Raw genomic sequence first — 23,502 nt, 5'->3', positions numbered from 1 at the left:
GTGGCAGGGCAGGGAAAACAAGAAGGGGCAGGCCATGAAGGCAGATGTGATGGTGTGGGTGCAGCGGATCGTCGGCGCGGTCTTTGTGATCGGCGTCCTGGCCCTGGTGGGGGCGATCGTTACCCAGGTCGGCCAGGCCGAGGGTATCCCCCCGCTGCCGGTTTTCCTGGGGCTGCTGGGAATCGTGCTGCTGATCCTGCTGTCGGGTTGCTGCCTGGCGCTTGTCTCGGTCGCCATATCGGCCCGGCGCGGGGCCGAGGCGCTGCGCCGCATCGTGGGCCAAGGCGGAGTCTCGCCCCTGGCCGCGCCGGCGCGGGTGTTCACCCCTTCGCCCCTGCGCGAGGTCGCGGCCGAGCCGCAACCACAGCCGGAACCCGCACCCGCCCGTCCGTCCCGCCCCGCTGGCCGGACGCTGGTTGCCGAACGCTAGGTCTTTCGGCCAATCCGCGGCTCGGACCCGTCCATCAGGCGGGTGATATTGGCGCTGTGGCGGATGAAGATAAGGACTGCCATGAACAGGCTGACGGCGATCAGGTCGCCCCGGCCCAGGCCCCAGGCAAAGACCGGCGACAGCGCCGCCGCAAGAAGGGCGGACAGGCTGCTGATCCGGCTGACGGCGGCCGTCAGCAGCCAGATCGCGCAGGCGATCAGGCCCAGCGGCCAATGCAGCGCGATCAACGTGCCCAGGAAGGTCGCGACGCCCTTGCCGCCCTTGAAGCCCAGCCAGACCGGGAAGCAATGACCCAGGAAGGCCGCGCCCCCCGCCAGCACCGCCGCAGCGTCCCCGCCGAAATGCCGCGCGACCAGCACGGCGATGGCGCCCTTGCCGGAATCCAGCAGCAGCGTCGCAAGGGCGGCGGGCTTGTTGCCGGTGCGCAGGACGTTGGTCGCGCCGATATTGCCCGACCCGATCTTGCGCAGGTCGCCCAGGCCCAGGGCGCGGGCGATCACCAGACCAAAGGGGATCGACCCCAGAAGATAACCGAAGATGGTCCACAGGATCAGGGTCATGCCTTGCCTCCGAAAACGCGGCGTCCGGCGACCCAGGTGCCAAGGACGCGGCCCTCCATCCGGGCGCCGTCGAAGGGGGTGTTCTTCGATTTCGACAGCAGGGTGAACCGGTCCAGCACGAAAGGCGCGTCGGGATCGAACAGGACCAGATCGGCAGGCGCGCCCGGCGACAGCCGCCCGCCCGGCAGGCCCAGCCGACGCGCCGGGTTCAGCGACATCGCCCGCCACAACTGCGGCAGGCTCAGCCCGCCCTGGTGATACAGTCGCATCGCAGCCGGCAGCAGCGTCTGCAGGCCCACCGCGCCAGGGGCCGCGGCCTCGAAAGGCAGGCGCTTGGATTCCTCGTCCTGCGGCGTGTGGAAGCTGGCGATCACGTCGATCACGCCTTCGGCCACGGCCTCGACCATGGCCAGACGGTCGTCCTCGGACCGCAGGGGCGGGGTGAAGCGGAAGAAGGTGCGGTAATCGCCCACATCGTATTCGTTCAGCGTCAGGTGGTGGATCGAGATCCCGGCCGTCACATCCAGCCCCGCATCCCGCGCGCGCTGCAGCGAGGGCAGGGCTCGCGCCGTGGTGATCTGGTCTGCGTGCCATCGGCAGCCGGTCATCTGAACCAGGGCAAGGTCTCGGTCCAGCCCGATCACCTCGGCCATGGGCGACACGGCGGGGAGGCCGTAGATCGAGGCGAACTTGCCGCCCGTGGCCGCAGCCCCGCGCGACAGGCCCGCGTCCTGCGGATGGCCCACGATCAGCGCCCCAAGGCCGCGGGCATAGGTCATGCAGCGCGACAGCAGCCGCGTGTCCGCGACCTGCCGCACGCCGTCGCTGAAGGCCACCGCGCCGGCATCGGTCAGAAAGCCGATCTCGACCATCTCGCGCCCGTCGCGGGCCTTGGTCAGGCTGGCCATGTGGCGGATGTTGACCGGCGCGTCCGCCGCGCGGCGGGTGACGAATTCCAAGGATTCCGGCGTGTCGATGGGCGGCATCGTGTCGGGACGCGCGACAATGGTGGTGACGCCCCCCGCCGCCGCCGCAAGGCCCGCGCTGCGAAAGGATTCCTTGTGACGCTCGCCCGGCTCGCCGATCTTGACGCCCCAGTCGATGATGCCGGGGGCAAGCGCGCGGCCGTTGCAGTCGATGACGGCGGCGCCTTCAGGGGCGTCCGCGTCGATGCCTTCGATCACGCCGTCGCGGACCAGCAGGCTGCCGGGGGCGTCCGTCTGCGCCTCGGGGTCGATCAGGCGGGCGTTGGTGAACAAGATCGCGGTCATACCATCACCCCCGCCGCAGCGCGGCCCCGTTCGGCGCGAAGGTTCCGCGCCAGCAGGTCAAGCGCGGCCATGCGCACCGCCACGCCCATTTCCACCTGGTCCTGGATCACGGATCGGTTGATGTCGTCGGCGATGGTGCCGTCGATCTCGACCCCGCGGTTCATCGGGCCGGGATGCATGACGATGGCGTCTGGCGCGGCGCAGGCGAGTTTGTCGGCATCCAGGCCGAAGCGGTGGAAGTATTCGCGTTCCGACGGGATGAAGCCGCCATCCATGCGTTCCTTCTGAAGCCGCAGCATCATCACCACATCGGCGCCGCGCAGTCCCTCGCGCATGTCTTCGAAGAGTTCCACGCCCATCTCTCCGGCCCCGGCGGGCATCAGGGTCGCAGGGCCGATCAGGCGCAGGCGGTTTTCCATCTTGCCCAGCAGAAGCAGGTTCGACCGGGCCACGCGGCTGTTGGCGATGTCGCCGCAGATCGCGATGGTCAGGCGGTGCAGGCGCCCCTTGGCGCGGCGGATGGTCAGCGCGTCCAGCAGCGCCTGGGTGGGGTGTTCGTGCCGCCCGTCGCCCGCGTTGATGACGGCGCAGTTCACCTTTTCGGCCAGCAGGTTGACCGCGCCGCTGTTCGGGTGCCGCACCACCAGCAGGTCGGGCTGCATCGCGTTCAGGGTCAGCGCCGTGTCGATCAGCGTCTCGCCCTTCTTCACGGACGACTGGGCCACCGACATGTTCATCACATCCGCCCCCAACCGCTTGCCCGCCAGTTCGAAGCTGGCCTGGGTGCGGGTCGAGTTCTCGAAGAACATGTTGATCTGGGTCATCCCCGCCAGGGCATCGGAATGCTTGACCGTGCGGCGGTTCAGGGCGACGTAATCCTCGGCCAGGTCCAGAAGCGTGACGATCTCGGGCGGGGACAGGTGGTCGATGCCAAGCAGGTGGCGGGCGCGAAAACTCATGTGCGGCCTTTTGATCGGGGTCGCGTTTCTATCGCAGATGGCCGTTCGGGCGGCAAGCGGGCAGGGGCCGCCTGGCCCCCCCGCGCGTTCCGCGCCTCCCCCGGGGATAGTGGGACACAGAAGACGTCAGGGCTGCCGGGGCTTGCGTGCGGGCAGGTCGGCCATGATCCGCCGCCGGGCCTCGGTCGACAGGCTGGACCAGGCGGCGATCTCGTCCAGGGTCCGCCAGCAGCCGGTGCAGAGCCGGCTGGCGGGGTCGATCACGCAGACCTTGATGCAGGGGCTTTCGATCATCCCCGCAGATACCGCAGCCGGTCGAGCGCGCCTTGCAGGATATAGCCCGCCGCGACCTGGTCGATCACCTCGGCCCTCCGCTTGCGGGAAGTGTCGGCTTCCAGCAGCGCGCGTTCGGCTGCCACCGTGGACAGGCGTTCGTCCCAGAAGGTGATGGGCAGGGGGGTCAGCCGTTCCAGGTTGCGGGCGAAGGCGCGGGTGGACTGGGCCCGCGGGCCTTCGCTGCCGTCCATGTTGCGCGGCAGGCCCATCACCAGGCCGACCAGGGCACGGTCCCTGACGATCGCCAGCAGGTCGGCCGCGTCCAGGGTGAACTTCTGCCGCCGGATCACCGTCAGCGGAGAGGCCACCTGCCGCATCCCGTCGCTGACTGCGACGCCGATGGTCTTGGTGCCCAAGTCCAGTCCGGCAATGGCCCCAAAGGGCGGCAGGTCCGCAGCGAAATCCGCAATCTCTGGATGGATCATTCTGCCAATCCCGATTCGGCCGCGGCGCGGCGCACGGTTTCCAGGGCCTCGGGCTGGGCGGCGAAGCGGGTCTGCGCCTCGGCCCAGATGTCGCGGGCGTGGTCCGCGTTGCCGATCACCACAAGGGACGAGATGAGCCTTGCCCATTCCTCTGGCGTGCCGCCCTGCTGGGCCAGCCTGCCTTCCAGTTGCGCCACCATTGCGGCAATCATTTCTTGCCGCTGCTGGGGCGTCAGGTCTTCGGCGGCGGCAAGGGCATCGGCGTCCGGACCGGGCATGGGGGCCGGGGGAACGTAGTCGGGTTGACCCGCCAGCCAGGCCAGGTCGCTGATGGCGTTGCGGATCGGCGGGATCCAGGGCGCGTCCTCGGGCCCTTCCTCAAGCAGGCGGCGCCAGATCGGGAAGGCGCGGTCGGGGCGATCGTTCTGCAACTGCAGCAAGCCCAGCATGTAGCGGGCCTGGGGGTTGGAGGGATCTTTGCCAAGCGCGCGGGCCAGGACCTCCTCGGCCTCGCGGGTGATGAGGCCGCCTGCAGCCTCGACCATCAGGGCCGAAAGGCGCACCAGATCCTCGGGCGGGGCGTCCTCGCCGCGCAGGTCCACCAGGCGCTGCTGGGCCTCGCGGGCGGCGGCGGGGTTGCCGACGCGCAGTTCGTTCTGGGCCAGAAGCGCCAGCCCTTGCGGATCGTCGGGATTGCGGGCCACGGCCTCGCGCAATTGCTGGATCAGGGCCGCGAAATCATCCGGGATCTCGGCAGGGGCGGGGGCCGGGGCCCTTGCCTCGGCCTCGGCCTGGCTGGGGCGGCTGGCATAGGCCTGTTCGGACTGGGCGATGCGCTGCGCGATGGGCAGGTCGCCCCGGCCGGGCTGGCCTTCGCGCAGGTAAAGCGTCACCGCCGCCATGAACAGCAGGGCCAGCACGCCAAGGGCCAGAAGGCCGCGCCCGTCCTTTCCCTCGGGCGCGGCCTGGGACAGGCGGCGATCCGCCTCGAGCACCTTGCGGCCGATCTCGGTCCGCAGCCGGGCCGCGTCCTCGGCCGAGATCACGCCGCGTTCAAGATCGCGATCGACCTCGCGCAACTGGTCGCGGTAAACGCGCAGGTCGAAGGCCGCGGCAGGCTGGGCGGCAGTTGCGCGGGCGCGCATCAGCGGGGCCATGATGGCCAGGCCCACGGCAGCCGTCAGTGCGGCGCAGATGATCCAGAACATTCGACCCCCTTTGTTCGCCCCACCTTCTAGGGGGATTTGGTGCGCGCGGAAAGCGTCAGCCTGTCGCAAGCGCCCCTGCCGGTGGACAGGGCGGGTGTGTCGCATCGACGACGCGCCGCCGACATCGCGGGATGGGCGGGAACCGGAAGGCATCCGCCTTCATTGTCCGGGTATGGAATGTTGAACCGAAAGGGACGAGAATGGCCGAGCCCAACAGCAATCGCATGTATATCATTATCGGTGCCATCGTCGTTGTGGTGGCGCTGCTGTTCTTCTTCATGTCGGGGGACGACACGGCGACCGACGCCACCACGGATACCTCGGCGACAACCACCGCACCCGCGGGCACGACTGCGCCTGCCGATCCCGCCGTCGACGATGCGGTCGAGGTCGAGCCGGCCGAGCCTGCCGATCCGGGCACGCCCCCGGCTCCGGCCACTCCGGCCCCGGCGAACTGATCGGGACCCGCTTGCACGCCTGACGTGCCGCAGAACCGGCAAGGTCCGGGGGCATCCGCCCCCGGCCTTTGTCATTCCGCCCCTGCCTTGGCAGCAGGAACCTGCCCGCCCCCCTTGCGTTGGTCGGGCGAATCCCGGACTGTGCGTCCGACCGATGTTCAATCCCTTCTGAAAGGACAGAAAAATGGCCTTCACGCTTCCCGATCTTCCCTACGCGCATGACGCACTGGCCGAAGGCGGCATGTCCAAGGAGACGCTGGAATACCACCACGACAAGCACCACAAGGCCTATGTCGACAAGCTGAACGAGCTGGTCGCGGGCACCGAATGGGACGGCAAGTCGCTGGAGGATATCGTCAAGGGAACCTACCAGAAGGGCGCGGTCGCGCAGAACGGCATCTTCAACAATGCCAGCCAGCATTGGAACCATGCCCAGTTCTGGGAGATGATGGCACCCAATCCGGGCGCCATGCCGTCGGAACTGGAACGGGCGATCACTGACTCCTTCGGCTCGGTCGACGACTTCAAGAAGAAGTTCACCGAAGGCGGCGTGGGCCAGTTCGGCTCGGGCTGGGTCTGGCTGGTCAAGAATGCCGAAGGCGGGCTGGAAGTCACCAAGACCGAAAACGGCGTGAACCCGCTGTGCCACGGCCAGACCGCGCTGCTGGGCTGCGACGTGTGGGAACACAGCTATTACATCGACTTCCGCAACGCGCGTCCGAAATACCTGGAGAACTTCCTCAACAACCTCGTGAACTGGGAAAACGTCGCCTCGCGCATGTGATCCCGTCGCCAGCAGGCACAGGGCCCGGCCATCGCGCCGGGCCTTTCTTGTTGCGGCCAAGCGCGGCATTGGCTTTCCGGTCCGCCACGGTATAAGACAGGGCGCAAGAGACTGCGGAAGGCGGGGCGGAAGGCAGGCATGGCCAACCAGAACGACAATTTCATCGACGAGGTTTTCGACGATCTGCGCCGCGAGCGGCTGTTCCGGCTGTTCCGCCGCTGGGGCTGGGTCGCGGGGCTGGTCATCCTGGGCATTGTCGCGGGCGTCATCTGGCGCGAATACAGCCAGGCGCGCGACCAGGCGCAGGCCCGTGCCTGGGGCGATGCGATCCTGGCGGCGGAAGCCACGGGCGATCCCCAGGCGATCATGGACGTCGATCCGCAGGGCGCCGAATCCCGGCGCATCCTGGGCGCGCTGCTGGCAGCCTCGGAGTGGTCCGAGGCGGACGGTGACGAGGCCGCGGCCCAAGCGCTGCGTGACGTTGCAGGCGACCAGGCCGCGGGCACGGTGCTGCACGACCTGGCCGAACTGAAGCTGGTGATGCTGCAGGGCGAAACGATGGATCCCGCGCAGCGCGACGAGATCCTGTCGCGCCTGTCCCGCGCAGGCGCGCCGTTCGAACTGCTGGCCCTGGAACAGAAGGCCATCGCCCTGATCGGGGCCGGTCGGACCGATGACGCGGTGAACCTGATCCGCCAGATTCAGGAAAAGGACGGCCTGTCCCAGGCCTTGCGCCTGCGCCTGTCCGAGATGATGATCGCGCTTGGCGTCGAGCCGGAACCGTCCGAAAACATGCCCGCCGGCTGACCGCCGGCCAATGACAGACACACGAGGGAGAGGCGAGGAATGACCGCCACGCTGCGACTGACCCTGGCCCTGGCGGCCACGCTTGGCCTGCAAGCCTGCGGCGAGCGGGACACGATCCTGCCGGGGCAGCGGCTGGACCCGCTGGCCGTGACCTCGCCCGACGGTCCGGCGATCGAAGGCCCCGCTCCCGTCACCTCGACCGCGCTGCGGCTTGCCGCGCCGGTGACGAATGCCGAATGGACCCACCGCGCGGGCAATGCAGCCCACCAGCCGGGCCATCTGGCCCTGGGGCAGGGCACGACCCGCATCTGGACGGCGAATATCGGCGATGGCAGCGGCAAGCGCCACCGCATCAGCGCCGATCCGGTGGTGGGCGGCGGTCTGGTCTTCACGCTGGACAGCCGCACGCGTGTGACGGCCACCACCACCGGCGGCGCCACCGCCTGGACCAGCGACATCGCGCCCGCGCTTGAAACGCGCGACAGCGTGTCGGGCGGCGGCCTCGCTTATGAAGCCGGGCGGGTTTATGCGACCAGCGGCTTTGGCGAGTTGGTCGCGCTTGATGCGGCATCCGGCCGGGTGCTGTGGCGGCAGCGGGTCGACGCGCCGATCGGCGGCGGACCTGCCGTGCAGAACGGCGTGGTCTATGTCCTGGGCCGCAACGACATCGGCTGGGCGGTGCGCGCCGCAGACGGCAAGGTGCTGTGGCAGACCTCGGGCACGCCCTCGACCGCGGGGGTGATGGGCGTCTCGGTCCCGGCGATCCAAGGCAACACGGTGATCTTCCCCTTCGCATCCGGGCAGCTTCTGGCGGCGGACCGGGAAACCGGCGCGACCTTGTGGACGGCGCAGATCGGCGGGATGCGGATCGGCCGCGCCATCGCCAATATTCGCGACGTGACCGGCGATCCGGTGATTGCGGGCAATACCGTCTATGGCGGCACATCGTCGGGGCGCATCAACGCGGTCGAACTGGACAGCGGGATCGAGGCCTGGTCTGCGCGTGACGGGGCCAACAGCCCTGTCGTCGTGGCGGGCGGGTCGGTCTTCGCCGTCAATGACCAAGCCGAACTGATCCGCCTGGACGCCGCGACCGGCGGTTCGATCTGGCGTGTCCAGCTTCCCTATTACACAACCCAGCGTGTCCGCAGGCAGGACCGCATCCACGCGCATTTCGGCCCGGTGCTGGCGGGCGGACGCCTGTTCGTCGTCTCCTCGGACGGGGTGATGCGGGTGTTCGACCCCAATTCCGGCGCCCTTGTGGGCCAGGCCCAAATCCCCGGTGGTGCCGCCACCGCCCCCGCCGTTGCCGGCCAGACGATCTACGTCGTCTCGCGCAACGGCCAGTTGCACGCATTCAGATGACATTCACACTCGCCATCGTCGGTCGGCCCAATGTCGGCAAATCGACCCTGTTCAACCGCCTCGTCGGCAAGAAGCTGGCCCTGGTCGACGACCAGCCGGGCGTCACCCGCGACCTGCGCGAAGGTGCGGCCCGTCTGGGCGACCTGCGCTTCGTCGTGATCGACAGCGCCGGCCTGGAAATGGCCGAGGATGACAGTCTGCAGGGCCGGATGCGCCGCCTGACCGAACGGGCCGTGGACGAGGCCGACATCTGCCTGTTCGTGATCGACGCCCGCGTGGGCGTCACGGCCGCCGACGAATACTTTGCCGACATCCTGCGCAAGCGCGCGAAACACGTGATTGTCGCCGCCAACAAGGCCGAGGGCCGCGCGGGCGAGGCCGGCGCGATGGAAGCCTATGGCCTGGGCCTGGGCGAACCCTTGCGCATCAGCGCCGAACATGGCGAAGGGATGGACGACCTGTATCGCGCCCTGGTCCCGCTGTCCGACCGGATCGAGGCCGAGCGCCCGTCGCCCGTGGCGGCGGAAACCGACATCGACATCTCGGACGAGGATGCCGAAAGCGGGGCAGGGGCCGAGGATTGGCGTCCGTCTGCCGCGCGTCCCTTGCAACTGGCCGTGATCGGGCGGCCCAATGCGGGCAAGTCCACGTTGATCAACAAGATCATCGGCGAGGACCGGTTGCTGACCGGACCCGAGGCCGGCATCACCCGCGATTCGATCAGCGTGGCGACGACCTTCATGGGCACGCCCATGCGCATCTTCGACACGGCGGGAATGCGCAAGCGCGCCAAGGTGACGGACAAGGTGGAAAAACTTTCCGTGGCCGACGGCCTGCGCGCCGTCCGCTTTGCCGAGGTGGTGGTGGTCCTGCTGGACGTGGCCATCCCGTTCGAGCAGCAGGATCTGCGCATTGCCGATTTCGCGGAAACCGAAGGCCGCGCCGTCGTGGTGGCTGCGAACAAGTGGGATCTGGAAGACGACAAGCCGCACAAGCTGAACGAGCTGCGTGCGAACTTTGAAAAGCTGCTGCCGCAGTTGAAGGGTGCGCCGCTGGTTACCGTGTCCGCGCGTACCGGCAAGGGGCTGGACCGGCTGCATGCCGCCATCCTGAAGGCGCACGAGGTCTGGAACCGCCGCATTTCCACCGCGCGGCTGAACCAGTGGCTGGGCGCGATGACCGAAAGCCACCCGCCCCCCGCGCCGGGCGGGCGACGGATCCGGCTGCGCTACATGACGCAGGTCAAGACCCGGCCGCCGGCCTTCGTGGTCAAGGCGACCCATACCGACAAGCTGCCCGACAGCTATCAGCGCTATCTGGTGAACGGGCTTCGTCAGGACTTCGACATGCCCGGCACGCCGATCCGGCTGTTCTTCCGCGACCAGGGGGCCGACAACCCCTTCAAGGAAAAGGCCAACAAGATCAGCCAATCGGGCGCGCTGTCCAAGCACAAGAACCGGCAAAAGCCCAAGGGCAGCTAAGTCGCGGCCCGCACCAGCACGACCCCCATGCCCGAGATGCCGATGATCGCGGCCAGGGCGACGCCCGGGCTGCTGGCCATGGTGGTGATTGCGACAGCGCAGAAGGCCCAGATGATCGCGATGGAGAATGCCAGGGACCGTTGCAGCCGTTCCTGGGCGATCATCCCGATCACCGACCCAGGCAGGATCGCCAGGATCGCGGTCTGCGGGGTCGTCAGCAACAAGGGGGCGCCGATCAGGGTCGCCACCGTTCCCGTGCCAAGCGCCACTCCCCAGCCGGCAAGGAAGGCCGGCGCGGGCCTGCGCTGACCCCGCGCGCGGATCGCGCCCGACAGCGCCGCCGTCAGCATCAGCAGCGCCCCCAGCGTGGCCAGCGGCTTGTGCACGCCTACCAGCCAGGGCCAGATCGCGCCGCCCAGCAGGGCCAGGCTAAGCGGGCGCCAGGCTGGATATGGCCCTTCATCCGAAGGCTCGAGGTACTGGCCGATCCCGTCCAGAAGCAGCAGCGCCCAAAGCGTCAGAAGCAGCGCCCACATCAGCGGGTTCTGCGGCTGGATGTAAAGCTGCGGCAATGTGGCGACGGGAACCGTTCCGCCGATCCCGAAGGCGTCCCGGCTGGGCCCCTGCGAGAAATCTGCGGCGACGATCTGGACGGCAGGCCGCCCCAGCGTCGCCAGCGTCAGGCTGCTGGCGATGAAGATCGTCACCGATCCAAGATAAAGGATGTCCGCCGCGCGCGCCATGACTGCCAACGCCTCTGTCGGCGCCGCAGTTTCGGCAAAGATGCCGCAATGCGGACAGGTTTTCGCCTCAGCCCAGCCGGCCGTCCGCCCCCAGCACCGTCGCGCCGCCCAGATAGGGGTGCAATGCCTGCGGAAGCAGCACCGAACCGTCGGCCTGTTGCCCGTTTTCCAGCACCGCGATCAGCGTCCGTCCCACGGCCAGGCCCGATCCGTTCAGCGTGTGGACGAATTCCGGCTTGCCGGTCTTGTCCGACCGATAGCGCGCGTTCATCCGCCGCGCCTGGAAATCGCCGCAATAGCTGACGCTGCTGATCTCTCGATACTTGTCCTGGCCGGGCAGCCAGACCTCCAGGTCATGGGTGATCCGCGCCCCGAAGCCCATGTCGCCGGTGCAAAGCACGATGGTGCGGTAGGGCAGATCAAGGGCTTCCAGCACGGCCTCGGCGCAGCGGGTCATGCGGTCGTGTTCGGCCACGCCCGTGTCGGCGTCGGTGATGGAGACCATCTCGACCTTCTCGAACTGGTGCTGGCGCAGCATCCCGGTGGTGTCGCGGCCCGCGCTGCCGGCTTCGGACCGGAAGCACTGCGAATGCGCGACCATGCGGCGGGGCAGGCTTGCATGATCGACCAGATCGCCGTTCACGGTATTGGTCAGCGTCACCTCGGACGTGGGGATCAGCCAGTAACCCTCTCGCGTCAGATAGCTGTCCTCGCCGAACTTGGGCAACTGGCCGGTGCCGACCATCATCTCCTCCAGCACCAGGACCGGGGCCCAGGTTTCCTGAAGGTCGTGCTTGGTGACATGCAGGTCCAGCATGAACTGCGCCAGGGCCCGGTGGATGCGCGCCACCCCGCCCTTCAGCACGACGAAGCGGCTGCCCGACAGCTTGGCCGCGGTCTCGAAGTCCATGCCCGGCTTGACGCCCGCGATCTCGTAATGCTCGACCGGGGCGAAGTCGAAGGCACGCGGGCTTCCCCAGCGGCGCAATTCGACGTTGTCGCTTTCGTCGCGGCCTTCCGGGACGCTGTCCAGCGGCAGGTTCGGGATCTCCATCAGCAATTCGCGCAGCCGACCGTCAAGCAAGGATGCCTCGGCCTGCATCTTGGTCACGTCGGCCTTCTTCTCGGCGATCATGGTGCGCAGCCGCTCGAACTCGGCATCGTCGCCGCGCGCCTTGGCGGCGCCCACGTCCTTGCTGGCGCGGTTCTGGTCTGCCTGGGCGGTTTCCGCCGCGACGATGCGGGCGCGGCGGTTGGCGTCCAGCGACAGGATGCGGTCTGACATGGCGGCAAGACCGCGGCGCGACAGGGCGGCGTCAAAGGCTGCGGGGTTTTCCCGGATGGCACGGATGTCATGCATGGTCGTCACCTGGACTGGAACAGTTGCCCGGTGACTAGCCGATGCGGTGGGCTTGGGAAAGCCCGGTCAGCGGGCCTGGTCCAGCAGGGCGTTCAGGGCAGGCCAGAACTGCGCGGCGGTCATGTGACCTTCCAGCCGCCCCACCTCGGACCCGCCGTCCAGCAGGATGAAGGTCGGTGTGACAAAGGGGCGCCGCGCCAAGGCCAGCCCGTCGGGATAGGGGCCATGGATGTCCACCCGCATCAGCGGGGCGGCGCGACCGGCATCGGATGCGGCATAGCCCGGCCCGATATTGCGGTCCCAGGCCTCGCAATAGACGCAGCCGACCTTCTCGACCATCAGCAGGCGCAGGGGGTCGGCGGCGGCGGGCAGCGTCATCAGGGCAAGGATGGCAAGGAAACGGATCATGGCGGCATTATCGGGTGGCGGCGGTGGCTTGGCAATCGCATCTCCGCCCCCTATCCCTTGACCATGGACGAGCTTCTGGAACCCCTGGTCGCCAAGGACCGGCGCGCCCTGTCGCGGGCGATCACGCTGATCGAATCGACGCGTCCCGATCACCGCGCCCGTGCGGTGGCGCTTTTGGCGGACCTGCCCGACGGCCAGGCGCTACGGATCGGGCTGTCCGGCACGCCCGGCGTCGGCAAGTCCACCTTCATCGAGGCCTTCGGGACGATGCTGACAGACCAGGGGTTGCGCGTTGCTGTGCTGGCGGTCGATCCGTCCTCGACCCGGTCGGGCGGGTCGATCCTGGGCGACAAGACGCGGATGGAGACGCTGTCGCGCAACCCCATGGCCTTCATACGCCCCACGCCCTCGAACGCCCAGCTTGGCGGCGTGGCGCGCCGCACGCGCGAGGCGATCCGGCTTTGCGAGGCGGCGGGTTACGACGTGGTGCTGATCGAGACGGTCGGCGTCGGCCAGTCCGAAACCCTTGTCGCCGAGATGTGCGACCTGTTCGTCCTGCTGCTGGCCCCGGCAGGCGGCGACGAATTGCAGGGCGTCAAGCGCGGCATCATGGAGATGGCCGACCTGATCCTGGTCAACAAGGCCGATGGCGAGTTGCTGGGCACCGCCCGGCGCACGGTGGCCGATTACGCGGGCGCGCTGCGGCTGCTGCGCAAGCGCCCGCAGGATCCGCAGGGATTCCCCAAGGCTCTGCCGGTATCCGCCGTGACCGGCGACGGCCTGAAAAATGCGTGGGACGAGATGCAGGCTCTGACAACCTGGCGGCGCGAACAGGGTCATTTCGCGGCCAACCGGGCCGAACAGGCGCGGCACTGGTTCCTGGCCGACGTGCGCGCGGGCCTGCTGGCGCGGCTGGAAACGTCCGCCGCCCGCGACCGGCTGGCCGGGCTTGGCGATGCCGTGGCCCGGGGCGTCCTAGCCCCGGCCGAGGCCGCGCGCGACATGCTGGACTGGCTGGCGCGGCAGGATTAGACGCCCGATTTTGCGGCCCGCAGGGCGCGCGAATCGGCTAGGGTTGGTGGCATGGACAAGGTGAGTGACATGCTTGATCTGCCCGACGACGACACACTTTATGCAGCCCTGCTGGCGCGCGATCCTGCCTGGGAAGGCCGCGCCCTGGTGGGCGTGACGACCACCGGCATCTTCTGCCGGCTGACCTGCCCGGCCAGAAAGCCCCTGCCGGGAAATTGCCGCTGGTTCGCCTCGGCCGATGCCGCCCAGGCTGCGGGCTTTCGCCCCTGCCGCCGCTGCCATCCCTTGGGCGCGACGGCCGAGGGCGATCCGCTGGTCCGCGACCTGTTGGCGCGGCTGGAGGAACGCCCCGATCATCGTTGGTCCGAGGCTGATCTTCTGGCGCTCGGGCACGATCCATCGACCGTGCGGCGGGCCTTCAAGCGGCATTTCGGGCAAAGCTTCCTGGACATGGCCCGCGCGGCGCGGATGCGCGGGGCCTTGGCCAGCCTGGCGAAAGGATCGCAGATGATCGAGGCGCAACTGGACGCGGGATTCGATTCGGCCTCGGGCTTCCGGGCGGCCTTTGCGCGGCTGTTCGGCCATGCGCCGCACGTCCTGCGGCAGGGCACGGACCTGCTGGCCGACTGGATCGACACGCCGCTGGGCGGCATGATCGCCATTGCGGATGACCGCGCGCTGCACCTGCTGGAATTCATCGACCGCAAGGCCCTTCCCCAGGGGCTGCGGCGGTTGTCGGCCCATGTCGGCGGCCGGGTGGGGCTGGGTCGCACGGCGGTTCATGATCTGACGGAAGCGCAACTGGCCGCCTATTTCGCCGGTCAGGGGCCACGGTTGGACGTGCCGGTGGTCTTGCATGGCACGCCCTTCCAACAGATCGTCTGGCGCGCCTTGCAGGACATCCCTGCCGGGCAGACCCGGAGCTATGCCCAGTTGGCAGCCGCCATCGGGCGACCCACCGCGATGCGGGCGGTGGCACGGGCCAATGCCACGAACCGCATCGCCCTGGTGGTGCCCTGCCACCGGGTGATCGGTGCAGACGGCACCCTGACCGGCTATGCAGGGGGACTGTGGCGCAAGGAGAAGCTGATCGCGGCCGAGCGGCGCTACATGTGATCTGCATCCCGCGACGGCCGGGGGACTTCACGTCCCCCGGACCCCCTGTGGGATATTTCAGGCCAAGATGAAGAAGGGTGCTAGTGATTCCCGGTTGACGAGCCGTTCCGCTTCCATTAGGGACGCGCAAACGGAATTCCGGGCGCTGCCTCGCGGCGCCCTTTCACTTTGGGTCGGAACCCCCGCCGGGACCGCCCGCATAGCAAAGACGAAGGATCAACACCATGTCGCGCGTCTGCGAACTGACCGGCAAAGGCCCGATGACCGGCAACAATGTCAGCCACGCCAACAACAAGACCCGTCGCCGGTTCCTGCCGAACCTGAACGAGGTCACGCTGCTGTCGGAAAAGCTGAACCGCGGCTATTCGCTGCGCATCTCGGCCGCGGCACTGCGTTCGGTCGACCACCGCGGCGGCTTGGACGCCTTCCTGGCGAAAGCCAAGGATGCCGAACTGTCAGACCGCGCCCTGAAGATCAAGCGCGAACTGGCCAAGGCCGAAGCCCAGGCCTGATCGGTTCTGCCTTCTGCGGCAATTTGCCCCGTCGTTCCTTACGGCGGGGCTTTTGCATGCAGGTTGCCTTCATGACCCGCTTCGGTGATGGTCGCGTCATGCGACGCCCGGGCCATCTTGCGCTAATCCTGTGCCTTGTCCTGACCGGAATTGGTCTGGGCGCGGCACGCGGCACGATAGCGCGTGCCGGCCAGGTGGTGCTGTGCACGGGGCATGGCGTGGTGGTTGTCGATCATCCGGATGGTCCGCCACGGACGCAAGTCTGTCCCGACATGGCGCTGTCCTTGCTGGCTGCCTTGCAAGTCCCCTTGGTTAGCCCGTCGCTGTCGCGCGATCCTGTTGCGTTGGTCTGGCCTGTCTTGGCCCGTCACGCGCCGGGTCGGCAGGCGCCTCTTCCTGCGGCGCGCGATCCTCCGTTCCGACAGATTTCCGAAGCGAAACCTGTTTGACACGAAGGACAATACCGATGATCCGCATGACCCTGGCCGCCGTCGCGGCCCTTTTTCCCGCAGCAGCCCTTGCCCAGGACGGGTTGGCGGTCCGCGATGCCTATGCCCGCAGCGCCAATCCCAAGGCGGGGGCCGTTTTCATGGTGATCGAGAACCGGGGCACCACCGAATGCATCCTGACCGCCGCCTCGACCGAGGCGGCCGAGCGGGCGGAACTGCATACCCATGCCGAGGAAGCCGGCGTGATGAAGATGTCCAGGATCGAAGGCGGCATCGCTGTGCCGGCGGGGGGCGAACATGGCCTCGTACGTGGTGGCGACCATGTGATGCTGATGGGGTTGCAGTCGCCGCTGGCGGATGGCGACACCGTCGCGCTGACGCTGGACTTCGGCGATTGCGGCACCCTGCCGGTCGAGGCCACGGTCGACAACGACCGCGCGCCTGACGAACCGCACAGCCACATGGGCCACTGACGCGAAGGCCGCGGGCATCGGCTGACGCCCGCGGCGTTCCGCTTACCTGACTGTCCGCAGCCGCAAGGCATTGCCCACAACGCAGACCGAGGACAGCGCCATCGCCCCGGCCCCCAGCATGGGCGATAGCTGCGGGCCGCCGAAGGGCACCAGCACGCCCATCGCGACGGGGATCAGCGCAGTGTTATAGGCGAAGGCCCAGAACAGGTTCTGGCGGATGTTGCGCATCACCGCGCGCGACAGCCGAATGGCGCGCGCCACCCCCGACAGGTCGCCCGACATGAGCACCAGGTCAGCCGCTTCGATGGCGATGCTGGTGCCCGTGCCGATCGCGATGCCGGTTTCCGCCGCAGCTAGCGCTGGCGCATCATTGATCCCGTCGCCCACAAAGACCGATCCCGGTCCCATCGCGCCGATGGCTGTCAGCTTGTCGCCGGGCATCAGGCCTGCGCGCACATCGTCGATACCCAGTCGCTGGCCCACGGCCCGTGCAGTCGCGGGAACATCGCCCGACAACATCACCGTCACCAGGCCCATCCGGTGCAGGGCGTCGACGGTGGGGGCTGCCTCGTCACGGATCCGATCCTCGAGCGCGAAGGTGGCGGCATGGCGGCCGTCCAGGGCCAGGTGGACGGGCGTGGCGCCCCCGTCCGCCATGGCAGCGGCGGCTTGTTCAAGCGTGGGTGCAGGCTGGATCCCGGCCTCGGTCAATGCAGCACGGTTGCCGATCAGAAGGCGATGCCCTTCGACAACGGCTGTCAGGCCGCGCCCGGCGGTGGCCTGCACCTCGGCAGCCGGGGGCAGGTTCAGGCCGCGCGCCGCCGCTCCGGCGACGATGGCTGCGCCCAGGGGATGTTCGGACCGCGCCTCGGCGGCAGCGGCAAGGCGCAGGGCCTCGTCCTTTGGCATCCCGTCGGTCTGGATCGCGGTCAGTTCGGGGCGACCGCGCGTCAGGGTGCCGGTCTTGTCAAAGCCCACCAGCCGTGCCTTGGACAGGCGCTGCAAGGCCTCGCCCCGGCGGAACAGGACGCCAAGCTGCGCGCCCCTGCCCGTGCCCACCATGATCGACACCGGGACCGCAAGGCCCATTGCGCAGGGGCAGGCGATGATCAGCACCGCAACCCCGGCCACGACGGCGTGGGCCAGGTCGGGACCGAAGGCCAGCCAGATCAGGAAGGCCAGCAGGGCAAGCCCGATCACCACCGGCACGAAGACGCGGGTGATGCGGTCGACCAGGGCCTGCACAGGCAGGCGGGCGTTCTGCGCGCCTTCCACCATCCGCACGATCCGCGACAGGGTCGTGTCGGATCCGGTGGCGGTGACGCGATAGGTCAGGGCGGTGGTGCCGTTGACGGTGCCGCCGGTCACCGGATCGCCGGGCGCCTTGGGGGCGGGGACCGGCTCGCCCGTCAGCATGGATTCGTCGACATGCCCCTGGCCCTCGGTCACGGTGCCGTCGACCGCCACGCGTTCACCCGGCACCAGCAGGACCAGGTCGCCGGGATGCAGATCCGCGACCGGTGTTCGGACTTGTCTGCCGTCGCGCAGGACAGTCGCTTGGTCCGGCGCCAATTCGATCAGCGCGCGGATCGCCGCGCCTGCCTGGCCCTTGGCCCGCGCTTCCAGCCAGCGGCCCATCAGGATCAGCGCGACGATAACCGCGGCGGCCTCGAAATAGACATGGCGCGAGGCGGGCGGGATCAGGTCGGGCAGCAGCACCACGACGGCCGAGTAAAGGAACGCCGCCCCTGATCCAAGCGCGACAAGGCTGTTCATCTCGGGTCCGCCGCGCAGAAGGGCCGGGATGCCGGTGGCAAAGAAGCGCCGCCCGGGCAACGCCAGGACAAGCGCTGTCAGGATCATCTGCGCCCAGTTCAATGGCCCCGGGCCCAGGGCGCCGTGCAGCCAGTGGTGGAAAGAGGGGATCAGGTGCCCCCCCATTTCCGCCACGAAGACGGGCAGGGTCAGGGCAAGGGCCAGAAGGAAGTCGCGCCTGAGGCCAAGGGTTTCGTCCTGATGGGCGTGCGGGGCGGCATCCTGGGGGACGGTTGCGGGGTATCCCAGCTTGGTCACCGCCGCAGCCAGATCGGCGGGCGACAGGGACGGATCGTGGCGGATGCTCGCGGAACCAGCCAGCAGGTTCACCTGTGCGTCCGCGACGCCGGGCCGGGCCGACAGCATCCGGCCAACGCGGCCCGAGCAGGCGGCGCAGCTCATGCCTTCGATGGACAGGCGGGTGGTGATCAGATCGGGCGCATGGCCCGATCGGGGCAGGTCAGTGGATGAGGCGGTCATGATGGCTTCCTGAAATCGTGCAAGGGGTGCAGGACGGGTTCAGGAAACGGGGCGGCGCCTGAGGACGCAGGGGGGCCTGCCGGGGCAGTTGCGCCGTGATCAGGGCGCGGGGGTCGATCCGCAGGGCGCGGATCGGACGGGCCGCCGCCGGACGGGCGTCCTGGTGGCAGCGGCAGGCGCGGTCGCCCCGGCCGCGGCACAGATGCGCCGGACGCCGCAGTGCGCGGCGGGCATCCTGGCAGCAGGGGGACAGGGCGCGATCCATGTCCTGCAGATGTGGCCTGCGCATCCCTTGGTCAAGGCCAAACTGAACGCGATACGTCCTCGTGAGTTGCAACAGAGGGCCGTCCCTTGTTATGGGCGGGATCAAAGCAGAAGAACACGAGATTGACAGGATCACCATGAACCGCCGTGAGCTGATGTCGCTGGCCGTGCCCTTGATGGCCGCCGCCTATTTCGCCCCCTCGCTGGCCTTCTCGCAGGAAGCAGCGCGCGACCCCTATGCCCCGACCGAAGTCGCGATCCGCGACGATTTCGAGGTCGGCAGCATCGTCGTCGTCAGCAAGGACTTCTTCCTTTACCACGTGATCGCCCCGGGCCGCGCCATCCGCTATGGCGTGGCCGTGGGCACGGCGGAATTGGTCTGGAAGGGCCGCGCCACCGTAGGTCGGAAGGTCGAATGGCCGTCCTGGACGCCCACGCAGGACATGATCAAGCGCAAGCCGCAGCAATATGCCAAATGGGCGAACGGGATGCCCGGCGGCCCGCAGAACCCGCTGGGGGCGCGGGCGCTGTATCTGTACAACGACAAGGGCCAGGACACCGCGATCCGCATCCACGGCACGACCGAGCCGGGGTCCATCGGGCGGGCCGTGTCGAACGGCTGCCTGCGGATGCGCAACGAGGCGGTGATGGCGCTGTATGACCAGGTGCCCGTCGGGACGCCGGTCTACGTCTATTGAGTTGGCGCTGACGCTGACGGGCCTGTCGGATCCCGCGCTTGCGGGGTTCGATGACATCATAGACGTGCGATCCCCGGCCGAATATGCCGAGGATCACCTGCCCGGCGCGATCAACCTGCCCGTGCTGAACGATGCCGAACGGGCGCGGGTGGGCACGATCTACAAGCAGGTTTCCCCCTTTGACGCCCGCAAGATCGGCGGCGCCCTGGTTGCGGCGAATGCCGCCCGCCACATTGCCGGGCCGCTGGCCGACCGGGACGGAAGCTGGCGCGGGCTGGTCTATTGCTGGCGCGGCGGGCAGCGCTCGGGCAGCTTTGCCACCATCCTGGCGCAGATCGGCTGGCGCGTGGACCGCGTCGACGGCGGCTACAAGGCCTGGCGGGGGCTTGTGGTGGACCGGGTGCAGAACCGGCCCGTTCCCGCCCCGGTCATCGTTCTGGACGGCAATACCGGCAGCGCCAAGACGGCGATTCTGGCGCGGCTGGCCCGGCGTGGCTGGCAGGTGATCGACCTGGAGGGCTTGGCTAATCATCGCGGCAGCCTGTTCGGGGGCCGGGCCGGCGGCCAGCCCAGCCAGAAGCTGTTCGAAAGCCGGCTGGCCCTGGCCCTGGAAGCCCTGGATCCCGCCCGCCCCGTGCTGGTCGAGGCCGAAAGCAGCCGCATCGGCGCTCTCACCGTCCCGAAGACGATGTGGCAGGCGATCTGCGCCGCGCCCCGGCTGCGGCTGGAGGTGCCGGTGGGCGCGCGTGCGGCCTATACCGCCGCCGGCTATGCCGACATGGTGGATGATCCCGCACGGGTGAGGGCAATCGTTGACGCGCTGTCGCCGTTGCATCCCGGCGACCGGATCGGTGGGTGGCGGGCAGCCGTGGCGGCGGGCGACTGGCGCGGACTGGCCGAGGGGCTGCTACGCGACCATTATGATCTCCGCTATCTGAAGCATCGGCTGCGATATGCCGAGCGTGAACGCGCGGTGGTGGCCCTGGACGATCTTCGCGATCTGGACGCGGCGGCGGCCAGGGTCGAGGCGGCCCTGTCGCGCCTGTCCTGAACCTGCGGCGCGGGTGCCGGGGGCAGGAGCCTCCGGCGGGGATATTTGGATAAAGAAGAAGCTCAGCCGTCGCGCAGGAAGCGGCGCAGGATGCGTTCCAGTTTGGCCGCGCCAAGAGGAGCCATCGCCTTGGTGTGGTCATGGCTGATCGATTCGTCGGAAAGCCCCGCGCCCATGTTCGTGATGACCGAGATGGCGGCGCAGCGCAGCCCCAGGAAGCGGGCCAGGATGATTTCGGGGACGGTGGACATGCCCACGGCATCGGCACCGAGGATCCTGGCGGCGCGGATTTCGGCAGGGGTTTCGAAGCTGGGGCCGGAAAACCAGCAATAGACGCCGGAGGCCAGGTCGATCCCCTCGGCCCGCGCACATTCGGCGAGGGCGGCGCGCATGTCGGTGTCATGGGCATCGGTCAGGGGCACGAAGCGGGCGTCGGTCGGTTCACCGATCAGGGGATTGGTTCCGGCAAACGCGATGTGGTCGTCCAGCAGCATCAGTTCGCCGGGCGGGATGTCGTGGCGCAGCGACCCGGCCGCGTTGGTCAGGATCAGCCGGGTCGTGCCAAGCGCGGCCAAGGTTTCCAGCGGCAGCCGCATCGCGTCGGCGCGGCCCGATTCGTAGTAATGCGACCGGCCGCCGAAGACGGCCACGCGACGGCCTTCTAGCTGGCCGATCACCAGTTGCGGCACATGGCCCGAAACGCCCGCATGGGGAAAGCCCGGCAAGTCGTCATAGGGGATCGCCACACCATCGACCGTCCCCGCCAGATGCCCCAGGCCCGAACCCAGGATCAGCCCGTATTCCGGCGGCTGGTCCCCCGCGCGGTCGCGGATCAGGCGGGCAAGCTCAACGCTCTTTGACATAGGGCTCTCCTCCGGCGCGGGGCGGGATGGCGCGGCCGACGAAGCCCGCCAGGATGATGACGGTCAGGATATAGGGCAGCGCGTTCATGAACATCGACGGCACGGTGACGATGCCCAGGTCCAGGTTCGGATAGCGGTTGGCGATTGCCTCCAGAAGGCCGAACAGGAAGGTGGCGCCAAGCGCCCCCCAAGGACGCCACTTGGCGAAGATCAGCGCGGCCAGGGCGATGAAGCCCCGCCCGGCGGTCATCTCCTTGACGAAGCCCGCCGAAAGGCCGGTCGCCAGATAGGCGCCTGCCAGGCCGCAAAGCAGGCCCGCGATGGCGACGGCGGCAAAGCGCAGCCGCGTGACCGACACGCCTGCCGTATCGACCGAAGCCGGGTTTTCGCCCACGGCCCGCAGCCGCAGGCCGAAGCGGGTGCGATACAGGATCCACCAGGTCAGCGGCACCATCAGGAAAGCCACATAAACCAGGATCGTGTGGCCCGAGACGACCTCGGCATAAAGCGGACCCAGGACGGGGACGGGGCGCAGGCTTTCGGCAAAGGGCAGGGTGATGCCGGACAGGCGCGGGGTGGCGGTCAGCCAGGTGGCCAAGTCGGCCCCTGCCACGTCGGTCAGCCAGGTGCGGAAGGGGGTGACCTGCGCCTCAAGCTCGGCCCCTGGGGTCAGGTTGGGCGTGCGTCCGCCCAGGCCGAAGATCTTCTGGCCCAGAAGCACTGTCAGCCCCGAGGCCAGGAAGTTGATCGCCACGCCCGAGATCAGCTGGTTGCCCCGGAAGGTGATCGAGGCGATGCCGTGGATCGCCGACAGCATCAGCGCCCCCAGCAGCCCCGCGCAAAGGCCCAGCCAGACATTGCCGGTCAGCGCGGCCACCGTGGCGGCGGAAAAGGCCGCCATCAGCATCTTGCCTTCCAGCCCGATGTCGAAGACCCCGGCGCGTTCGGAATAAAGCCCGGCGAGGCAGGCCAGCAGCAAGGGCGTCATCAGCCGCACGGCGCTGTCCAGGATTTGCAGGACGGTGTTCAGATCCATCACGCGCCCCTTTTGCGAATGGCCAGGAACATCCGTTCCAGCGGCATCCGCACCATGTTGTCCAGCGCCCCGGTAAACAGGATCACAAGCGCCTGGATCACGATGATCAGCTCGCGCGGGATCGAGGTCCAGAGCGCCAGTTCACCGCCCCCTTGATACAGGAAGCCGAACAGCAGCGCGGCCAGGAACACGCCCAGCGGATGGTTTCGGCCCATCAGAGCCACGGCGATGCCGATGAAGCCCGCGCCTTCTACCGCGTTCAGGACCAGCCGCTCGGCCTCGCCCATGACGTTGTTGATGGCCATCATGCCGGCCAGCCCGCCGGAAATCAGCATGGCGATCACGGTGATGCGCACGGGGTTGATGCCCGCATAAAGGGCGGCGGGTTCGGACTTGCCGAAGGCCCGGATCTCGAAGCCCAGGCGGCTGCGCCAGATCAGCAGCCAGACCAGCAGGCAGGCCGCGATGGCCACGAAGAAGCTGATGTTGACGGGCGTGTTCTTGCCCCATTCGATGCCGAATGCCAGCGCCATGTCCGACAGCTTGGGCAGGTGCGTCGCTTCGGGAAAACGGGCCGAGGCCGGGTCCATGCTGCCCACCGGGCGCATCAGGTTGACCAGGATATAGTTCAGCGCGGCGGCGGCGATGAAGTTGAACATGATCGTGGTGATCACGATATGGCTGCCGCGCTTGGCCTGAAGCCAGGCGGGGATCAGCGCCCAGGCCGCGCCGAACAGGGCCGCCCCGGCCATCCCGGCAGGCAGCGCAAGCGCCCAATGCGGCAGCGGCACCGAGAGCAGCACCAGGGCCACGCCCAATCCCCCCATCGCCGCTTGGCCTTCACCGCCGATATTGAACAGGCTCGCGTGATAGGCGACCATCACGGCAAGGCCGGTGAAGATGAAGTTCGTCGCGTAATACAGCGTGAAGCCCCAGCCGTAGCTGGAGCCCAGGGCGCCGTCTATCATCGTCGTCAGCGCCTCGACCGGGCTTTCGCCGATGGCCAGGATCACAAGCGCCGAAATCGCCATCGCCAACACCAGCGAGATCAGCGGCGTCAGCAGCACATCAGCCCATTTCGGCATCTTTTCCATCCG

General features: G+C 68.4%; 27 protein-coding genes. 13 read left to right on the top strand and 14 right to left on the bottom strand.

The annotated features are described in order from the left end of the window. The first annotated feature begins 34 nt into the window (after positions 1–34). A complete protein-coding gene (locus tag IE224_RS06345) occupies positions 35–430 on the top strand; it encodes a hypothetical protein (protein ID WP_191308843.1) in 396 nt (131 codons plus the stop codon). Here IE224_RS06345 and plsY read toward each other — a convergent pair. From plsY to ccmI, 6 genes are all read right to left on the bottom strand, one after another. Beyond that, a complete protein-coding gene (plsY, locus tag IE224_RS06340; RefSeq protein ID WP_191308841.1) occupies positions 427–1,011 on the bottom strand; it encodes a glycerol-3-phosphate 1-O-acyltransferase PlsY in 585 nt (194 codons plus the stop codon). The two genes, IE224_RS06345 and plsY, sit on opposite strands and share 4 nt — an antisense overlap. Further along, positions 1,008–2,282, bottom strand: a complete 1,275-nt coding sequence (gene pyrC / locus IE224_RS06335) for a dihydroorotase (protein ID WP_191308840.1) — start codon at positions 2,280–2,282, stop codon at positions 1,008–1,010. The genes plsY and pyrC overlap by 4 nt, the downstream gene beginning before the upstream one ends. Beyond that, positions 2,279–3,241 (bottom strand): aspartate carbamoyltransferase catalytic subunit, encoded by a 963-nt coding sequence (locus tag IE224_RS06330; RefSeq protein WP_191308838.1) that lies wholly within the window; start codon positions 3,239–3,241, stop codon positions 2,279–2,281. The genes pyrC and IE224_RS06330 overlap by 4 nt, the downstream gene beginning before the upstream one ends. Positions 3,242–3,367: 126 nt before the next feature. Beyond that, a complete protein-coding gene (locus tag IE224_RS06325; protein ID WP_167622898.1) occupies positions 3,368–3,535 on the bottom strand; it encodes a DUF1289 domain-containing protein in 168 nt (55 codons plus the stop codon). Then, the gene (ruvX, locus tag IE224_RS06320; RefSeq protein ID WP_191308836.1) at positions 3,532–4,002 is read right to left on the bottom strand and encodes a Holliday junction resolvase RuvX; all 471 of its coding nucleotides are present in this window, start codon (positions 4,000–4,002) and stop codon (positions 3,532–3,534) included. Before ruvX ends, IE224_RS06325 begins: the two co-directional genes overlap by 4 nt. Beyond that, entirely contained in the window at positions 3,999–5,210 is a 1,212-nt protein-coding gene (gene ccmI / locus IE224_RS06315; protein WP_167622896.1) for a c-type cytochrome biogenesis protein CcmI, read from the bottom strand. The genes ruvX and ccmI overlap by 4 nt, the downstream gene beginning before the upstream one ends. 200 nt (positions 5,211–5,410) lie before the next feature. Between ccmI and IE224_RS06310 the strand changes: the two genes are divergently transcribed. From IE224_RS06310 to der, 5 genes are all read left to right on the top strand, one after another. Beyond that, a complete protein-coding gene (locus tag IE224_RS06310) occupies positions 5,411–5,668 on the top strand; it encodes a hypothetical protein (RefSeq protein ID WP_167622895.1) in 258 nt (85 codons plus the stop codon). A 184-nt stretch (positions 5,669–5,852) separates the two neighbouring features. After that, entirely contained in the window at positions 5,853–6,452 is a 600-nt protein-coding gene (locus IE224_RS06305) for a superoxide dismutase (protein ID WP_191308834.1), read from the top strand. A 138-nt stretch (positions 6,453–6,590) separates the two neighbouring features. Beyond that, positions 6,591–7,259 carry a tetratricopeptide repeat protein gene (locus tag IE224_RS06300; RefSeq protein WP_167622893.1) on the top strand — a complete coding sequence of 223 codons (669 nt, stop codon included), beginning with the start codon at positions 6,591–6,593 and terminating at the stop codon, positions 7,257–7,259. Positions 7,260–7,298: 39 nt separating this feature from the next. Beyond that, complete coding sequence (locus IE224_RS06295; protein ID WP_191308832.1) at positions 7,299–8,624, top strand: outer membrane protein assembly factor BamB family protein; 1,326 nt, start codon at positions 7,299–7,301, stop codon at positions 8,622–8,624. Then, positions 8,621–10,105, top strand: coding sequence for a ribosome biogenesis GTPase Der (gene der / locus IE224_RS06290; RefSeq protein WP_191308830.1), 1,485 nt, complete (start codon positions 8,621–8,623; stop codon positions 10,103–10,105). Before IE224_RS06295 ends, der begins: the two co-directional genes overlap by 4 nt. Here the strand turns inward: der and IE224_RS06285 are convergent. The 3 genes from IE224_RS06285 to IE224_RS06275 form a co-directional block, all read right to left on the bottom strand. Further along, a complete protein-coding gene (locus IE224_RS06285) occupies positions 10,102–10,848 on the bottom strand; it encodes a hypothetical protein (protein ID WP_167622888.1) in 747 nt (248 codons plus the stop codon). The genes der and IE224_RS06285 overlap by 4 nt on opposite strands. A 67-nt stretch (positions 10,849–10,915) precedes the next feature. Then, positions 10,916–12,208 carry a serine--tRNA ligase gene (gene serS / locus IE224_RS06280; protein WP_191308826.1) on the bottom strand — a complete coding sequence of 431 codons (1,293 nt, stop codon included), beginning with the start codon at positions 12,206–12,208 and terminating at the stop codon, positions 10,916–10,918. Positions 12,209–12,274: 66 nt separating this feature from the next. Then, a complete protein-coding gene (locus IE224_RS06275) occupies positions 12,275–12,616 on the bottom strand; it encodes a thioredoxin domain-containing protein (RefSeq protein WP_191308824.1) in 342 nt (113 codons plus the stop codon). 63 nt (positions 12,617–12,679) lie between these two features. On the opposite strand from IE224_RS06275, the gene meaB reads away from it, so the two are divergent. The 5 genes from meaB (at position 12,680) to IE224_RS06250 (ending at position 16,198) form a co-directional block, all read left to right on the top strand. Next, on the top strand, positions 12,680–13,648 hold the full coding sequence (gene meaB, locus IE224_RS06270; RefSeq protein ID WP_191308823.1) for a methylmalonyl Co-A mutase-associated GTPase MeaB: 969 nt from the start codon (positions 12,680–12,682) through the stop codon (positions 13,646–13,648). A 69-nt stretch (positions 13,649–13,717) separates the two neighbouring features. Next, positions 13,718–14,764, top strand: coding sequence for a bifunctional transcriptional activator/DNA repair enzyme AdaA (locus tag IE224_RS06265; protein ID WP_167622882.1), 1,047 nt, complete (start codon positions 13,718–13,720; stop codon positions 14,762–14,764). A gap of 224 nt (positions 14,765–14,988) precedes the next feature. Continuing rightward, positions 14,989–15,276: a 50S ribosomal protein L28 gene (rpmB, locus tag IE224_RS06260; protein WP_167622880.1), complete on the top strand. Its 288-nt coding sequence runs from the start codon at positions 14,989–14,991 to the stop codon at positions 15,274–15,276. A 71-nt stretch (positions 15,277–15,347) separates the two neighbouring features. Continuing rightward, positions 15,348–15,725 (top strand): hypothetical protein, encoded by a 378-nt coding sequence (locus IE224_RS06255; RefSeq protein WP_191308821.1) that lies wholly within the window; start codon positions 15,348–15,350, stop codon positions 15,723–15,725. A gap of 17 nt (positions 15,726–15,742) precedes the next feature. Then, a complete protein-coding gene (locus tag IE224_RS06250; RefSeq protein WP_191308820.1) occupies positions 15,743–16,198 on the top strand; it encodes a copper chaperone PCu(A)C in 456 nt (151 codons plus the stop codon). Between the two features lie 42 nt (positions 16,199–16,240). On the opposite strand, the gene IE224_RS06245 is transcribed toward IE224_RS06250, so the two are convergent. Further along, positions 16,241–18,493 (bottom strand): heavy metal translocating P-type ATPase, encoded by a 2,253-nt coding sequence (locus tag IE224_RS06245; RefSeq protein WP_229849268.1) that lies wholly within the window; start codon positions 18,491–18,493, stop codon positions 16,241–16,243. Next, positions 18,474–18,758, bottom strand: a complete 285-nt coding sequence (locus tag IE224_RS06240; RefSeq protein ID WP_191308818.1) for a hypothetical protein — start codon at positions 18,756–18,758, stop codon at positions 18,474–18,476. The genes IE224_RS06245 and IE224_RS06240 overlap by 20 nt, the downstream gene beginning before the upstream one ends. 136 nt (positions 18,759–18,894) lie before the next feature. Here IE224_RS06240 and IE224_RS06235 point away from each other — a divergent pair, with 136 nt between their 5' ends. Together IE224_RS06235 and mnmH are read left to right on the top strand one after the other, a co-directional pair. Further along, positions 18,895–19,455: a L,D-transpeptidase gene (locus IE224_RS06235; RefSeq protein ID WP_167622873.1), complete on the top strand. Its 561-nt coding sequence runs from the start codon at positions 18,895–18,897 to the stop codon at positions 19,453–19,455. A gap of 1 nt (position 19,456) precedes the next feature. Next, a complete protein-coding gene (gene mnmH, locus IE224_RS06230; protein ID WP_229849267.1) occupies positions 19,457–20,506 on the top strand; it encodes a tRNA 2-selenouridine(34) synthase MnmH in 1,050 nt (349 codons plus the stop codon). A gap of 62 nt (positions 20,507–20,568) precedes the next feature. Here mnmH and IE224_RS06225 read toward each other — a convergent pair whose 3' ends face one another. The 3 genes from IE224_RS06225 to IE224_RS06215 are packed head-to-tail and all read right to left on the bottom strand — an operon-like array spanning position 20,569 to position 23,499. Beyond that, complete coding sequence (locus tag IE224_RS06225; protein WP_191308815.1) at positions 20,569–21,369, bottom strand: purine-nucleoside phosphorylase; 801 nt, start codon at positions 21,367–21,369, stop codon at positions 20,569–20,571. Then, positions 21,353–22,405, bottom strand: a complete 1,053-nt coding sequence (locus IE224_RS06220; protein WP_167622856.1) for an ABC transporter permease — start codon at positions 22,403–22,405, stop codon at positions 21,353–21,355. Before IE224_RS06220 ends, IE224_RS06225 begins: the two co-directional genes overlap by 17 nt. Next, entirely contained in the window at positions 22,405–23,499 is a 1,095-nt protein-coding gene (locus IE224_RS06215; protein ID WP_191308813.1) for an ABC transporter permease, read from the bottom strand. Before IE224_RS06215 ends, IE224_RS06220 begins: the two co-directional genes overlap by 1 nt. Positions 23,500–23,502: the final 3 nt, after the last annotated feature.

This window comes from Paracoccus aerius (assembly GCF_014656455.1).
GTDB classification, from domain to species: Bacteria; Pseudomonadota; Alphaproteobacteria; order Rhodobacterales; family Rhodobacteraceae; genus Paracoccus; species Paracoccus aerius.
The sequence above is the reverse complement of the archived record's forward strand: the minus strand, read 5'-3'. Positions and strand labels throughout refer to the sequence as shown.

Excerpts from the sequence above, each read along its gene's own strand:
- plsY (WP_191308841.1), bottom strand. The coding sequence starts at position 1,011 with ATGACCCTGATCCTGTGGACCATCTTCGGTTATCTTCTGGGGTCGATC.
- IE224_RS06265 (WP_167622882.1), top strand. The coding sequence starts at position 13,718 with ATGCTTGATCTGCCCGACGACGACACACTTTATGCAGCCCTGCTGGCG.
- ruvX (WP_191308836.1), bottom strand. The coding sequence starts at position 4,002 with ATGATCCATCCAGAGATTGCGGATTTCGCTGCGGACCTGCCGCCCTTT.
- IE224_RS06325 (WP_167622898.1), bottom strand. The coding sequence starts at position 3,535 with ATGATCGAAAGCCCCTGCATCAAGGTCTGCGTGATCGACCCCGCCAGC.
- IE224_RS06225 (WP_191308815.1), bottom strand. The coding sequence starts at position 21,369 with ATGTCAAAGAGCGTTGAGCTTGCCCGCCTGATCCGCGACCGCGCGGGG.
- IE224_RS06220 (WP_167622856.1), bottom strand. The coding sequence starts at position 22,405 with ATGGATCTGAACACCGTCCTGCAAATCCTGGACAGCGCCGTGCGGCTG.
- IE224_RS06245 (WP_229849268.1), bottom strand. The coding sequence starts at position 18,493 with ATGACCGCCTCATCCACTGACCTGCCCCGATCGGGCCATGCGCCCGAT.
- der (WP_191308830.1), top strand. The coding sequence starts at position 8,621 with ATGACATTCACACTCGCCATCGTCGGTCGGCCCAATGTCGGCAAATCG.
- ccmI (WP_167622896.1), bottom strand. The coding sequence starts at position 5,210 with ATGTTCTGGATCATCTGCGCCGCACTGACGGCTGCCGTGGGCCTGGCC.
- IE224_RS06345 (WP_191308843.1), top strand. The coding sequence starts at position 35 with ATGAAGGCAGATGTGATGGTGTGGGTGCAGCGGATCGTCGGCGCGGTC.
- IE224_RS06235 (WP_167622873.1), top strand. The coding sequence starts at position 18,895 with ATGAACCGCCGTGAGCTGATGTCGCTGGCCGTGCCCTTGATGGCCGCC.
- IE224_RS06310 (WP_167622895.1), top strand. The coding sequence starts at position 5,411 with ATGGCCGAGCCCAACAGCAATCGCATGTATATCATTATCGGTGCCATC.
- IE224_RS06275 (WP_191308824.1), bottom strand. The coding sequence starts at position 12,616 with ATGATCCGTTTCCTTGCCATCCTTGCCCTGATGACGCTGCCCGCCGCC.
- IE224_RS06255 (WP_191308821.1), top strand. The coding sequence starts at position 15,348 with ATGACCCGCTTCGGTGATGGTCGCGTCATGCGACGCCCGGGCCATCTT.
- IE224_RS06285 (WP_167622888.1), bottom strand. The coding sequence starts at position 10,848 with ATGGCGCGCGCGGCGGACATCCTTTATCTTGGATCGGTGACGATCTTC.
- IE224_RS06330 (WP_191308838.1), bottom strand. The coding sequence starts at position 3,241 with ATGAGTTTTCGCGCCCGCCACCTGCTTGGCATCGACCACCTGTCCCCG.
- serS (WP_191308826.1), bottom strand. The coding sequence starts at position 12,208 with ATGCATGACATCCGTGCCATCCGGGAAAACCCCGCAGCCTTTGACGCC.
- IE224_RS06305 (WP_191308834.1), top strand. The coding sequence starts at position 5,853 with ATGGCCTTCACGCTTCCCGATCTTCCCTACGCGCATGACGCACTGGCC.
- IE224_RS06295 (WP_191308832.1), top strand. The coding sequence starts at position 7,299 with ATGACCGCCACGCTGCGACTGACCCTGGCCCTGGCGGCCACGCTTGGC.
- IE224_RS06300 (WP_167622893.1), top strand. The coding sequence starts at position 6,591 with ATGGCCAACCAGAACGACAATTTCATCGACGAGGTTTTCGACGATCTG.
- IE224_RS06250 (WP_191308820.1), top strand. The coding sequence starts at position 15,743 with ATGATCCGCATGACCCTGGCCGCCGTCGCGGCCCTTTTTCCCGCAGCA.
- IE224_RS06240 (WP_191308818.1), bottom strand. The coding sequence starts at position 18,758 with ATGGATCGCGCCCTGTCCCCCTGCTGCCAGGATGCCCGCCGCGCACTG.
- IE224_RS06215 (WP_191308813.1), bottom strand. The coding sequence starts at position 23,499 with ATGGAAAAGATGCCGAAATGGGCTGATGTGCTGCTGACGCCGCTGATC.
- pyrC (WP_191308840.1), bottom strand. The coding sequence starts at position 2,282 with ATGACCGCGATCTTGTTCACCAACGCCCGCCTGATCGACCCCGAGGCG.
- meaB (WP_191308823.1), top strand. The coding sequence starts at position 12,680 with ATGGACGAGCTTCTGGAACCCCTGGTCGCCAAGGACCGGCGCGCCCTG.
- rpmB (WP_167622880.1), top strand. The coding sequence starts at position 14,989 with ATGTCGCGCGTCTGCGAACTGACCGGCAAAGGCCCGATGACCGGCAAC.